Source organism: Streptomyces genisteinicus (assembly GCF_014489615.1).
In the GTDB taxonomy this organism is placed as follows: domain Bacteria; phylum Actinomycetota; class Actinomycetes; order Streptomycetales; family Streptomycetaceae; genus Streptomyces; species Streptomyces genisteinicus.
The window spans coordinates 3,385,162-3,398,111 of sequence record NZ_CP060825.1 but is presented as its reverse complement, the minus strand read 5'-3'; the positions used below and the strand labels follow the sequence as shown (position 1 = coordinate 3,398,111).

Genomic DNA, 12,950 nt, shown 5'->3' with positions numbered 1-12,950 from the left:
GCCTTCGGTTGTGGCTGGGGCCGGGGTCGAACCGGCGACCTATCGCTTTTCAGGCGATCGCTCGTACCAACTGAGCTACCCAGCCACGGGGCTCTTGCGAGCTCCAGCGGTCCTGACGGGATTTGAACCCGCGGCCTCCACCTTGACAGGGTGGCGAGCACTCCAAACTGCTCCACAGGACCAAGCATGGTGCGAGAACAAGTCTCGCACACGGTTGTGCGTGCCCCCAACGGGATTCGAACCCGTGCTACCGCCTTGAAAGGGCGGCGTCCTGGGCCACTAGACGATGAGGGCTAAAGGCCCGCCGTGTGCGCTTCGCAGCGCGTCGGGGACGTGAGAAGCATATGGGATGGGGGGAGCTATCGCCAAAACGGTTTACGGGGAGGGGCTGGACGAGGTCGCCGGGGGTGCCGGCGCGGGGGCCGGGGGCTCCACGACATGGCGGCTGACCTCGGCCGTCGTCAACCCGAGGCCGCCCAGGGTGATCTCGTCCCAGGCCTGGAGCCGGCGGTTGCCCCGGTCCAGGTAGAGCACCGACGCGCGCACCTTCTCCGGCTTCTCGTTCTGCACCGCGCGCAGCCCCCCGCCGCCGGTCGACCCCTCGATCTTCAGCCGGGTGCCGAGCTCCATCACCTCGTTCTTCCGCTTGTGGATGTGGCCGGCCAGCACCAGCGGCACGGTGCCGTCGGTCTCGGCGGCGGCCGTCGGGTTGTGCGCGACCGCGATGTCCACCGGTGTCCCGGCGCGCTCCTGGTCGCGCAGTGCGGAGGCGAGCCGGATGCCCGTCATGCGCTCGGCCGGATCGCCCTGGGCCACCACGCTGCGGTCGGGGGTGAACTGGGGGTCGCCGCTCCCCGCGATCCGCACCCCGGCGACGGTGACCGCCCGTCCGTCGTCGAGGACGTGCACGTTCTTCATCCGGGACAGGTACTCCTGCGTGGTGCGGGAGTCGTGGTTGCCGCGCACCCAGACGTAGGGCGCGCCGAGGCCGGGGATCGCGTCGAGGAAGCCGTTCTCCGCGGCGCTGCCGTGGTCCATGGTGTCGCCGGAGTCGATGATCACGTCGATCCGGTACTGCTCCACCGTCGACCGGATGATGTGCCAGGCCGCCGGGTTGAGGTGGATGTCGGAGACGTGGAGCACCCGCAGGGTGTCCGGGTCGGGCGCGTAGGCGGGGAGCGTGGAGGTGGCGTCGTAGAGCTTGGTGACATTGGTGACCAGGCGCGCCAACTCCTTCTGGTAGACGTCGAACTCGGTGACGATCGAGCGGGCGTTGCCGACGACCGAGGGGGCCGAGGTCAGCAGTCCGTCGAACTGCGGCTCCAGCACGGACTTGGGGTTCCAGGTCGCGGCGGCCGAGCCGGCGGAGGCCGCGAGCAGGGCGAGTGCGAGCCCGCCCGCGGCGAGCGCCCGGCGGGGGCGGCGGTAGACGGCGAGACCGAGAGCCGTCGCTCCGGTCACGACGGCGACGCAGGAGCGCAGCGCCAGTCCCGTGGTGCCGTCGAGCACATCGGCCGACACCTCGTCCTGGAGGCCGGAGAACCTCTCGGGGTTGTCGACCAGGGCCTGCGAGCGGGCGGGGTCGAGCCGGTCCACATCGACGTCGAGACGCAGCGGCGCCACATGGGAGTCGAGGCGCAGCGCGCCGAGCGGCGAGACGTTGATCTTCGTGCCGCCGGTGAGGGAGGGGCGCAGGGTCATGGTGGTGTCCATCGGCCCGACCGGTGTGCGGACGTTGCCCACGATCAGCAGGCCCAGCCAGGCGCCGACCAGGACGACGGCGGTCATGCCGAGCGCGCGCGCCCACGGGTGCGGGGCGCGCTCCAGACCGGCCGGTGCGGGGCCGGGGCGCAGCGGGGCGCGGAGCACGGAACGGATCGATCGGCGGGGGCGGCGCGGTGACGGGGCTTGGCGGGCCATTGGTCCCGTATGCCCCACACGGCGGCGGACCATGCCGGGGCGGCGCACGGTCCACCCCGTGCGTGACAATGGCCGGGTGCTGGAGATGACGCGTGAGGAGTTCGAGGAACTGGTCGCCGAGGCGCTGGACAGGATCCCGCCCGAACTGACGCGGCTGATGGACAACGTCGCGGTGTTCGTCGAGGACGAGCCCGCCCCCGACGACCCCGACCTGCTCGGGCTCTACGAGGGGACCCCGCTCACGGACCGCGGCGAGTGGTACGCGGGGGTGCTGCCCGACCGCATCACGATCTACCGGGGACCCACGCTGCGCATGTGCGAGACGCGCGAGGACGTGGTCGCGGAGACCGAGATCACCGTCGTGCACGAGATCGCCCACCACTTCGGGATCGACGACGCGCGGCTCCACGAACTGGGGTACGGGTGAGCGGGGAGCCCATGGACCCGGACGGCGGTGTGCCCGCCCCCGCGCGGCGGACGGAGTCCGCAGGGCCCGGCCGGTGGGCGGTCCTCGGCGTGATCGCGGCCGGCGGAGCCGCCGGCGCGACGGCCCGGCACGGCGCGGAGGTGCTGTGGCCGGCCCCCGCGGGCGGCGTCCCGTGGGCCGTTCTCGGGGTGAACCTCCTGGGCTGCGCGCTGATCGGGGTGCTGATGCCGCTGGTGGCCGAGGACGGCCGCCCGGCACGCCCGCTGGTCCGGCCGTTCCTGGGGGTCGGGGTGCTCGGAGGGTTCACCACGTTCTCGACGTACGCCCTGGGCACCGTCGACCTGCTGGAGCACGGCCGGCCCGTTCCGGCCGTGCTCTACGCGGCCGGCACGGCCCTCGGGGCGCTGCTCGCGGTGGGGGCGGCCGCGCGCCTCACCCGTGGCGCCCTCGGCCGGGCGGCGGTCCGGTGAGCAGGGTGCCGGCCGGCGGGGCGGTGGGCGCTGTTCCGGTCGGCGGGGCGGTGGTGCGGTGAGCTGGCTGCTGGTGGCCGTGGGGGCGGCGCTGGGCGCCCCGCTGCGGTATCTGACGGATCGTGCGGTGCAGGCGCGGCACGCCTCCGGTTTCCCGTGGGGCACGTTCGCCGTGAACACGGCGGGCAGCCTGGTGCTCGGGCTGCTGGCAGGGGCGGCGGTCTCGTCGCCGGCGTACGCGCTGCTCGGGACGGGGCTGTGCGGGGCGCTCACCACGTACTCCACGTTCTCGTACGAGACCCTCCGGCTCGCGGAGGGCGGCCGGGCGCGGGCCGCGGCGGCGAACGTGGCGCTGTCGGTGGCGGCCGGGACCGGGGCGCTGTACCTGGGCACGGTGGCCGCGCGCGGGCTGACGGGCTGAGGCGTCCGGCAGGTCCGCACGGGCGCGGCCCGGCGCTGTGCCCGGCATCGGCGACGCGGGCGCCGGCCGTCCCGCCCGACGGGCGGGGCGTGAGGGCGTGTCCCCGGCGGGGGGACGGTAGTTGGGCAGGGGGACCCGCCCGCCCTTCCCGTCCCCGGAGGTGCCTCCGTGCGCCAGTTGCCCCGTCCCGGCCGAACGGCCGCCTGGTTCGCCACCGCTGTGGCGGTCATGGCCTCGGCCGGCTGCATGAGCGTGAGCGACGATCCCGCCGCCCGTCCCGCGCCGAGCTCGTCCGCCGACCGGCCCGGGGCGGAGGCGGGGGAGGACGGGGACCGCGGAGGGCCGGGCGGGCAGCGGCACGCCCGGCCGGCGGGCGGTGGCGCGGACGGCCGGGACGGGGCGGGCGGCGAGGAGGCCGACGCGTCCCCGGACCCCGGCGCCACGCCCGGGGCGTCGGCCGGCCCGAGTACGCCCGCGAGCCCCGGCGCGCACCCCGGTGCCCGTCCCGGGCCGGGCCGGGGCACCGGCGATCCGGGCACCCGGCCCACCGCGCCGCCGGACCGTCCGACCCCGCAGCCGCCGACCACGCCGCCCGCCGAGCCGACCCCGCAGCCCACGCCCACCCCGACCCCGACGCCGACCGAGCCCACCGCCGAGCCCTCGGCCACCTCGGCGCCCGAGGCGCACATGGGCGCGATGCGGGTGCTGGAGGACCGGCCGGAGTACGTCATGGGCACCGAGCCGGTGGCGTCGCCCCAGGCCGGTCCCGCGTGACGCGGCTCACCCCGAAGCGGTTTGCCTTGACCGGTGGAGGGTGCGTATGGTGGTAGATCGTTTGATCCCATTGCCCGGCGCCGAAAAAGAAGAGCGCCGCGTGGCGCGTACTCTCCCTAGCCGTGGCTGACCGCATTGAGGCGGTCGAATTGCGAATTCACGGAGTTTGGGCGCGTGCCGAGACTCCGGAAGGTTTCGCATTTCGCATGTCCACTTTCAGCACTGATCACGCCGTCATGCCCGAGAGCGTCGAGGCCGTCGAGGCCACCGAAGCCGTCGAGGCCGAGGCCGCAGAGGCCCCCGAGACCACCTTCGCCGACCTCGGTCTGCCCGAGGGCGTCGTGCGCAAGCTCGCCCAGAACGGCGTGACCACCCCCTTCCCGATCCAGGCCGCGACCATCCCGGACGCCCTGGCCGGCAAGGACATCCTCGGCCGCGGCCGCACCGGCTCCGGCAAGACCCTCTCCTTCGGTCTGCCCACCCTGGCCGCGCTGGCCGGCGGGCACACCGAGAAGAAGAAGCCGCGCGCGGTCATCCTCACCCCGACCCGCGAACTCGCGATGCAGGTCGCGGACGCCCTCCAGCCCTACGGCGACGTGCTCGGCCTCAAGATGAAGGTCGTCTGCGGCGGCACCTCGATGGGCAACCAGATCTACGCGCTGGAGCGCGGCGTCGACGTCCTCGTCGCCACCCCGGGCCGTCTGCGCGACATCATCAACCGCGGCGCCTGCTCCCTGGAGGCCGTCCAGGTCGCCGTCCTCGACGAGGCCGACCAGATGTCCGACCTGGGCTTCCTGCCCGAGGTCACCGAGCTCCTCGACCAGGTCCCGGCCGGCGGCCAGCGGATGCTGTTCTCCGCCACCATGGAGAACGAGATCTCCACCCTGGTCAAGCGCTACCTCACCGACCCGGTCAGCCACGAGGTCGACAGCGCCCAGGGCAACGTCACGACCATGTCGCACCACGTCCTCGTCGTGAAGCCCAAGGACAAGGCGCCCGTCACGGCCGCCATCGCCGCCCGCAAGGGCCGCACCATCATCTTCGTCCGCACCCAGCTGGGCGCCGACCGCATCGCCGAGCAGCTGCGCGACGCCGGTGTGAAGGCCGACGCGCTGCACGGCGGCATGACCCAGGGCGCCCGTACTCGCACCCTGGCCGACTTCAAGGACGGCTACGTCAACGCGCTCGTCGCGACCGACGTCGCCGCCCGCGGCATCCACGTCGACGGCATCGACCTGGTGCTCAACGTCGACCCGGCCGGCGATCACAAGGACTACCTGCACCGCTCGGGCCGCACCGCCCGCGCCGGCCGGTCCGGCACGGTCGTCTCCCTGTCGCTGCCCCACCAGCGCCGCCAGATCTTCCGCCTGATGGAGGACGCCGGCGTCGAGGCGTCGCGTCACATCGTGGGCGGCGCGGGCGCGTTCGACCCGGAGGTCGCCGAGATCACCGGCGCCCGGTCCCTGACCGAGGTCCAGGCCGACTCCGCCAACAACGCCGCCAAGCAGGCCGAGCGCGAGGTCGTCGAGCTCACCCGCCAGCTGGAGCGCGTCCAGCGCCGGGCCGGCGAACTGCGCGAGGAGGCCGACCGCCTGGTGGCGCGCGCCGCCCGCGAGCGCGGTGACGACCCGGAGGCCGCCGTCGCCGAGGTGACCGAGGCCGCCGAGGCCGAGGTCGCCGCCACCCCGGAGCCGGCTCCCGAGCCGGTCCGCGAGGAGCGTCCGTCCTTCGACCGTCGCGACGACCGCGGCAACTTCGAGCGCCGCGACCGTCGTGACGGCGGCGAGCGCGGTGGGTTCCGCCGGGACAACGACCGTGGCGGGTTCAACCGTGACGACCGTGGCGGCCGTTCGTTCGAGCGTCGTGACGACCGTTCCTCGGGTGGTTTCCGCCGGGACGACCGTCGTGACGGCGGCGAGCGCGGTGGGTTCCGCCGGGACAACGACCGTGGCGGGTTCAACCGTGACGACCGTGGCGGCCGTTCCTTCGAGCGTCGTGACGACCGTTCCTCGGGCGGCTTCCGCCGGGACGACCGTCCGTCCGGCCACCGCGGTAGCGACCGCCCGTTCAACCGCGACCGCCGCGACGACCGCCCCTCGGGCGGCTTCCGCTCCGGCGGCGACCGTCACGACCGCCCCTACGGCCGCCGTGACGACCACCGCGGCGCCGGCTCCGGTTCCTTCGGCGGCGGCCGCCGCGACGACAAGCCGCGCTGGAAGCGCAACGGCTGACACGGGCGGCTGAGCGCCTGAACGTCTGAAACGCCTGAACAGGGCCCGCACGACACTTCGGTGACGTGCGGGCCCTGTGGCGTTGCGGCGGGGCGCATCAGCTTTCCGCGCCGCGTGGCGCTGCTGTTAAGGTCTGTCCACTCGCACGGGGTGGGTGCGGCCGGGGGGCTTTCGACGATGTGCGTTCCGCACATGCACCGTCATGCCCCGTGCCTCATCGCATCCCGGGGAGGGACGAGTGCTTCGCAGCGCTCTCGTACGCCATTGGGTCGCCGCCGCTGCCGCGGCGACTCTGATCGCCGGTACCGGCCCGCTCACCTACACCGCGGCCGCCGCGGAGAGCGGCACGGTCTTTCCCGCCACCGCGGCGGCCCAGCCGCGGGAGGTGGTGCCGCTCTCCGCGGGGCCGGGCGGCTATCTCCGTTACGAACAGGGGCGCGGCCAGTTCTGGTCCACCTGGAGCGGGGTCACCGAGCCGATCCGCAACGACGCGGAGGGCCCGGAGGCCGGCGGGGCGTACGGCGCCGGCTCCGACGTCGTCGCCGCGCTGTGGGAAGACGGCACCGAAGTCCGCCTGTTCGACGCCACCCGGAAGCGCAACACCTACGTCACGCTGCCGTCCGGGCACCGGTACATCGGAGCCTTCGGCTCCACGGTGCTCACCTCCAAGGGGAACGGCACGACGGCGCCGGTGACCTGGCACCTGCTCCGGCTGGTGAGCGGTTCCGTCCAGGACACCGTGGTCACGGGCTGGCCGGAAGGCGGGCAACTCCCTGCCGGCGCGACGGCCGGTGACGCCACGGGCATACTCGCCTCCTCCACCGTGGGCGGGGTGTCCCGGCCGGTCTGGATCGACCTGGCGACGGGGCAGGTGCGCACGCTGTCCGAGGACGGCCCGGCCGCCGGGACCGCCTCGGTCGTCCACACGCCGACCGAGGTCGTCCGGTGGACGACGGACGGCACCGTCCTGTTCCACGGCAAGGGCGGGCCCGGTGCCACCGGGCCCCTCGCGCTCGACGCCTCGGCCGAACTGCCCTACCGGGAGGGCGACGAACTGCTGGGGATGACCGGCGGACAGCTGATCGTCGCCCGGCGCACCGCGGACGGCGGCTCCGCTCCCTACCGCCTGGTCTCGGTCCCGAGGGGCGGAGGCGCCGAGACGCCTCTCTTCGCCTCGGCGCGGACCCGGGCGCTGGCGGCTCCCGACGGCGGACTCCTCGTCGTGGCGGGAACCGCACCGGAGACCCTGAGCCTGCAACGCCTGCGAGCAGACGGGGAGCAGGTGACGGCGACCGTGCTCACGGCCGTCGCCCCGATGACCTCCGAGCCGTACGCCCTGAGCTTCGCCCACGGCCGTCTGGAGTCGCTCGAGCGGATGCCGGACGAGCGGTACGCCTTCCGTTCGCGGTCGGTGTCCGTCACGGACGGGTCGGCGGTCGGCGGCACGGTGGAGCGCGGTGCTCTCGGGATCCCGCTCGACGCCTGCGCGGTGGACGTCACCGACTGCCCGGAGCTTCATAGCACCGGCGACGGCCGTACCGTCGTGCAGCCCTTCCCCGTGCACGACAGGGTCCCCGTGGTCGTCGAGGACGGGGCGTCCGCCGGCCGGCCCCTGACGACCGCGTTCGAGGGGTTCTACGTCACCGACGTCTCCGGGCGGTATGCCGTGGGCTTCGGATACCGGGAGGACGGCACGATCGTCCGGGCGGCGACCGTCGACCTGGACACCGGGAAGCACCTCGCGTCGATCCCGGTCGGGTACGACGCGCAGGACCTGGACCTCCAGGGCGACACCGTGTGGGCCGCGGGTCCGGTCAACGGCACGGTCATCGGGTACGACGTGCGCACCGGAGCGGCCCGGCGCACCGTCGACCTGGGGAACGGATGCCGGGCCGAGTTCCTCCGCGTCACGGGCCACTGGCTGAGCTGGCGCTGCGCCGGAGCCGACTACTCGGCGGGGATCCGCGATCTGGAGACCGGCAGGGACCGGTTCCTCCAGGAGCCGGTCAGCGTGCTCGGCGACGGATACGCCGTCTGGTTCCGGGGGGACGTCATCCGGGTCACGGACGTCAGCGGTACCGAGCCGGTCCTGAAGGCCACCTACCACCCGAGCCACGACAACGACCGCACCGGCCCGTACGCGGTGGACACGGCCACCGGCCGGGTCGCCTTCCAGTCGAACCCCGCCGGGGACATCGAGGTCGCGGACATCGGGGTGACGGCCTCGCCGCTCGGCACGATCGACGCCGACGTCGCGACGGGCGCGGATCTCCGCAACGCCGCCTGGCAGCCGCGCTGGTGGCTGACCAAGCCCGCCGCCTCCTGGACGCTCGAACTGCGCCACACGGCCACGGGCGCGGCCGTGCGCACGCTCACGGGCGGTGAGGCGCGCGGGATCGTCCGGCCGTCCTGGGACGGCAGGGACACGGCGGGCCGGCTCGTCGCCAACGGCGCGTACACCTGGGCGCTGACGGCGAAGCCCGCCGACGGCCAGGGCGCGGACCTCGTCCTGACCGGAGGCGTCACGGTCACGGGCGCCTCGCCGGTCCGGCGCGACCTGGGGGACGACGGCTTCGGCGACCTGCTGGTGCAGGACACGGCCGGGCTGGTCTCGCAGTACCGGGGCAACGGCACCGGCGGTGTGCTGGCGCGTCAGGCGGGCGGCGTGTTCGCGACGGACGCGTACCCCGTCCCGTTCGGCGACGTGGACGGCGACCGGTGCAACGACGTGCTGGTACGCCTCGGGAACGAGCTGAGGGTGTACCGGCCTGGCTGCGGCAAGGTCCTCTCGCCGACGTCGCCGTACACCTCGATCGGCTCCGGCTGGGCGCAGTACGACCAGCTGACGTCCCCCGGCGACGTGAACGGCGACGGCTTCCAGGACCTGATGGTGCGTCAGACCACCACGGGCGACATGTACTTCTACGCGGGTTCGGCGTCGCACAGGCTCGCCGCGCGTGTGCGGATCGGCACCGACTGGCGGACGTACACGAAGATCGCCGGCGTGGGCGACCTGAACGGCGACGGACGCGGGGACCTGCTCGGGATCGACGCGGCCGGTGCGCTGTGGCGGTACTACGGGACGGCGACCGGCGGGGTGACCGCGCGGGTGAAGCTCGCCACCGGCTGGGGCGGCTACACCTCGGTCGCCGGAGTCGGGGACATCAGCGGCGACGGGAAGCCCGAGCTCGTCGGGCGGACCGGTGACGGACGGCTGTACCGGCACAGCGCCACCGGCGACGGGACGCTCGCGGCACGGGTGCAGATCGGGACAGGCGGCTGGCAGGCGTTCAAGGGCCTGTACTGACGTGCTCCCCGCCGCGGCCCGGCTGCCCGGGCCGCGGCGGGACAGGCCGGTGTGGGGATACCCGATCGGCTCGGGGGATCTCTTTGGCTATGCTCAGGGGTGTTGTGCCGAGGGCCGTTAGCTCAATTGGCAGAGCAGCGGACTTTTAATCCGTTGGTTGTGGGTTCGAGTCCCACACGGCCTACCTGTCCAGCCCCCGTCCGGGACCACGGTTCCGGACGGGGGCTGTCGTCGTCTCCGGAGGGGTTCCGGTCGGCCGGTGCACGTCTGCGCCCGACCCTGAATCGGAGTATGAAATACGTGTTTGTTAGGGTCGCCGCATGCGGCTGACCAGGTTCACCGATCTCGCACTCCGTGCCGTCATGCGGCTCGCCGTCGCCGAGGGCGACGCGCCCGCCTCGACCACCCGGGAGGTGGCCGAGGTGATGAACGTCCCCGCCGCGCACATGGCCAAGGTGGTGGCCCGGCTGCAGCATCTCGGCGTCGTGGAGGCACGGCGCGGCAGGGGCGGCGGGCTGGCGCTCACCGGGCTCGGACGCAGGGCCTCGCTGGGCTGGCTGGTGCGCGAGTTGGAGGGGGAGGGGGAGGTCGTGGTCTGCGAGGGCGACGCCCCCTGTCCGCTGCGCGGGGCGTGCCGGCTGCGGCGCGCGCTGCGGGAGGCGCAGGAGGCCTTCCACGCCACGCTCGATCCGCTGACCGTGGGAGACCTGGTGGCCTCGCCGACGGGTCCGGTGCTCGTCGGGCTGGTCGGCCGGGGGCCCGTCGCGGACTGAGTTGTTCCGTGGTCCCGGAGGTCCGGACCTGCAGGCAAAAATTGGAAGATCACATACCTATTAAGGGAGTCGCCGTGCTGTCCGAGCAGTCCGTGCCCGTCGTCCGGGCCACCCTCCCCGCCGTGGGCGCCGCGATCGGGGAGATCGCCGACCTCTTCTACGCCGAGCTGTTCGCGGACCGGCCCGAACTGCTGCGCGACCTCTTCAACCGCGGCAACCAGGCCAACGGGCGGCAGCGGCAGGCGCTGGCGGGCTCCATCGCCGCCTTCGCCGGGATGCTGCTGGAGCGGCCGGACGAGCGGCCCGACACGATGCTCGCGCGGATCGCGGGCAAGCACGCCTCCCTCGGCATCACCTCCGACCAGTACGAGCTCGTCCACCGCCACCTCTTCGCCGCCATCGCGCAGGTGCTCGGCGACGCCGTCACCCCCGAGGTGGCCGAGGCGTGGGACGAGGTCTACTGGCTGATGGCCGGCGCCCTGATCGCCCGTGAGAGCCGCCTCTACCAGGAGGCCGGGGTCGCGGACGGCGAGGTCTGGCAGCGGATGGAGATCGTCGCGCGGCGCCGGGAGACCGCCGACGTGGTCTCGTACACGCTGCGCCGCGCCGACGGCTGCCCGGCCGGTCCCTTCCGGCCCGGCCAGTACGTCAGCGTCCAGGCGCAGCTGCCCGACGGGGCGCGTCAGATACGCCAGTACAGCCTGTCCGCGGCCCCGGGGGCCGGCGACTGGCGGATCAGCGTCAAGCGGCTGCGCGACGGGGCAGGGCCCGAGGGCGAGGTCTCCTCGTGGCTCCACGGGCACGCGCGCCCCGGCGACCTGCTGACCGTCTCGCTCCCCTTCGGCGGCCTGGTGCCCGACGAGACCGGAGACGGCCCCCTGCTGCTGGCCTCCGCCGGGATCGGCGGTACCCCGATGCTCTCCGTGCTCGGCCATCTGACCGCCACCGGGACGGCCCGGCAGGTCGTCGTGGCGCACGCCGACCGCAGCCCCGCCGACCACGCCCACCGGGAGGAGCTGCGGGCCCTCGCCGACCGGAATCCGCACGCCCGGCTGAGCCTCTGGTACGAGCGCGGGCACGGCGCGGACGGCTCCGCCGCGGGGCGGATGGACATCGGCTCCCTCGACCTGCCCGAGGACCTGACCGCCTGCCTCTGCGGCCCGCTGCCGTTCATGAAGGCCGTCCGCGCGGACCTGCTGCGCCGGGGCGTCCCGGCCCGGCGCATCCACTACGAGGTCTTCGGTCCCGACCTGTGGCTCGGGCGGGACGCGGCGGACGCGGCCGGGGCGGGCCGGGCGGTGGGGGCCGCCGGGACCGCCGTGGACGACGCGGCGGCGTCGCCCGCCGACTCCTGAGGGCCCGGTCCCGGGCCCGGGACCCGGCGGCCCGCGGGTGGCGGGCGCCCGGGGCCCCGCCGCCCCGGATTCAGCCGCCGAGGACGGTCAGGTCCAGGGCTGCGAGACGGGCCGGGTCCGCCAGGGTCTCGATCGCCACGATCCGTTCCTCCACGACGGTGAAGGCCATCACCGCGACCGGGACGCCGCCGACCGCCACGACCACCCCGGCGGCGCCGTTCACCAGTGCGGGAAGGGTGGCGCGCGAGGGATGGGCGAAGGCGGCGGCCCGCCGCGCGACGCGCTCGGCGCCGCGGATCAGCGACTCGGGTCCACGCGACCCGCCGTCGGCCCGCGCCACCACGTCCGGGTCGAGGACGGCCACCAGCGCGCCGATGTCGCCGTCGCGCGCCGCGCCCAGGAAGGCGGCGACCACCTCGCGCTGGCGGGCGAGATCCGCGTCGGGCGCGGGCGCCCCGCCCCGCACCCGCCGGCGCGCCCGGCTGGCGAGCTGGCGGGCGGCCGCGGGGGAGCGGCCCACCAGGGGCGCGATCTCGTCGAACGGCACGGCGAACATGTCGTGCAGCACGAAGGCGAGGCGCTCCGCGGGGGCGAGGGTGCCCAGGACCACGAGCAGGGCGAGGCCGACGGAGTCGGCCAGCAGCGCCTCGTGCTCGGGGTCCACCGTGTCCCCGGCGCCGACGATCGGCTCGGGCAGGTGCGGGGCCATCGGCTGCTCACGCCGCGAAGCCCGGCTGCGCAGCATGTCCAGGCAGATCCGGCCGACGACGGTGGTCAGCCAGCCGCGCAGGTTCGCGACCCCGTCGCCGTCGGAGCGGCTGAGCCGCAGCCACGCCTCCTGGACCGCGTCGTCGGCCTCGGCCAGCGAGCCGAGCATCCGGTAGGCGACGGCCCGCAGCTGCGGGCGGTGCTCCTCGAAGCGCCGGGCGAGGGCGTCCGGCCCCGCCGCGGCGCCCGGTCCGGCCGCCGTCGCGTGCGGTGCGGTGCCGGTCCTGTGCACGGTCCTGTCCATCGTCCGTCCTGTCTGCCGGTGGGCGCCCCGCCCGGCGGATGACGCCTCCGCGAGCGGGTCCTCACGTCTTCGACGTGCCGCGGGCGGCGGATGTGACAGGGACGGCCGGCCCGGGCACCGTCGGGGGCGGGTGCGGTGGGTGCGGTGGGCGCGGTGCGCGTGCCGTCGGGGGTGCGGCGCGGTGCGCGGCACGGCTGTGCGGCAGGGGGGCTGTGAGAAGGGCTGTGAGGCAGGGCACGGGAAAACTGGTCGGAAGGACT

10 protein-coding genes and 4 tRNA genes are annotated in these 12,950 nt (G+C 74.5%); 9 read left to right on the top strand and 5 right to left on the bottom strand.

Going from position 1 to position 12,950, the window contains the following annotated elements; translation table 11 throughout:
- Positions 1–11: 11 nt before the first annotated feature.
- The 4 genes from IAG43_RS14840 to IAG43_RS14825 all read right to left on the bottom strand — a co-directional run bounded on the left by IAG43_RS14840 (position 12) and on the right by IAG43_RS14825 (position 1,953).
- Positions 12–85, bottom strand: a tRNA-Phe gene (locus IAG43_RS14840).
- Between the two features lie 22 nt (positions 86–107).
- Positions 108–182: transfer RNA gene (locus tag IAG43_RS14835), tRNA-Asp, on the bottom strand.
- Positions 183–221: 39 nt separating this feature from the next.
- Positions 222–294: transfer RNA gene (locus IAG43_RS14830), tRNA-Glu, on the bottom strand.
- Between the two features lie 81 nt (positions 295–375).
- Positions 376–1,953, bottom strand: coding sequence for a metallophosphoesterase family protein (locus IAG43_RS14825; protein WP_187744469.1), 1,578 nt, complete (start codon positions 1,951–1,953; stop codon positions 376–378).
- A gap of 43 nt (positions 1,954–1,996) precedes the next feature.
- On the opposite strand from IAG43_RS14825, the gene IAG43_RS14820 reads away from it, so the two are divergent.
- The 9 genes from IAG43_RS14820 (at position 1,997) to IAG43_RS14780 (ending at position 11,678) form a co-directional block, all read left to right on the top strand.
- On the top strand, positions 1,997–2,347 hold the full coding sequence (locus IAG43_RS14820; RefSeq protein WP_187744470.1) for a metallopeptidase family protein: 351 nt from the start codon (positions 1,997–1,999) through the stop codon (positions 2,345–2,347).
- 11 nt (positions 2,348–2,358) lie between these two features.
- Entirely contained in the window at positions 2,359–2,817 is a 459-nt protein-coding gene (locus IAG43_RS14815) for a fluoride efflux transporter FluC (RefSeq protein WP_187744471.1), read from the top strand.
- A 58-nt stretch (positions 2,818–2,875) separates the two neighbouring features.
- Positions 2,876–3,238, top strand: coding sequence for a fluoride efflux transporter CrcB (gene crcB / locus IAG43_RS14810; RefSeq protein WP_187741212.1), 363 nt, complete (start codon positions 2,876–2,878; stop codon positions 3,236–3,238).
- A gap of 168 nt (positions 3,239–3,406) precedes the next feature.
- Positions 3,407–4,012 carry a hypothetical protein gene (locus tag IAG43_RS14805; protein ID WP_187741211.1) on the top strand — a complete coding sequence of 202 codons (606 nt, stop codon included), beginning with the start codon at positions 3,407–3,409 and terminating at the stop codon, positions 4,010–4,012.
- 206 nt (positions 4,013–4,218) lie between these two features.
- Positions 4,219–6,243, top strand: coding sequence for a DEAD/DEAH box helicase (locus IAG43_RS14800; protein ID WP_187741210.1), 2,025 nt, complete (start codon positions 4,219–4,221; stop codon positions 6,241–6,243).
- Positions 6,244–6,481: 238 nt separating this feature from the next.
- Positions 6,482–9,550, top strand: a complete 3,069-nt coding sequence (locus IAG43_RS14795) for an FG-GAP-like repeat-containing protein (protein WP_187741209.1) — start codon at positions 6,482–6,484, stop codon at positions 9,548–9,550.
- A gap of 111 nt (positions 9,551–9,661) precedes the next feature.
- Positions 9,662–9,734, top strand: a tRNA-Lys gene (locus IAG43_RS14790).
- A gap of 136 nt (positions 9,735–9,870) precedes the next feature.
- Entirely contained in the window at positions 9,871–10,323 is a 453-nt protein-coding gene (locus IAG43_RS14785) for an RrF2 family transcriptional regulator (protein WP_187741208.1), read from the top strand.
- Positions 10,324–10,397: 74 nt separating this feature from the next.
- Positions 10,398–11,678 (top strand): globin domain-containing protein, encoded by a 1,281-nt coding sequence (locus tag IAG43_RS14780; protein ID WP_187741207.1) that lies wholly within the window; start codon positions 10,398–10,400, stop codon positions 11,676–11,678.
- A gap of 70 nt (positions 11,679–11,748) precedes the next feature.
- Here the strand turns inward: IAG43_RS14780 and sigJ are convergent, their stop codons facing one another.
- Entirely contained in the window at positions 11,749–12,690 is a 942-nt protein-coding gene (sigJ, locus tag IAG43_RS14775; protein ID WP_187741206.1) for an RNA polymerase sigma factor SigJ, read from the bottom strand.
- Positions 12,691–12,950 lie beyond the last annotated feature (260 nt).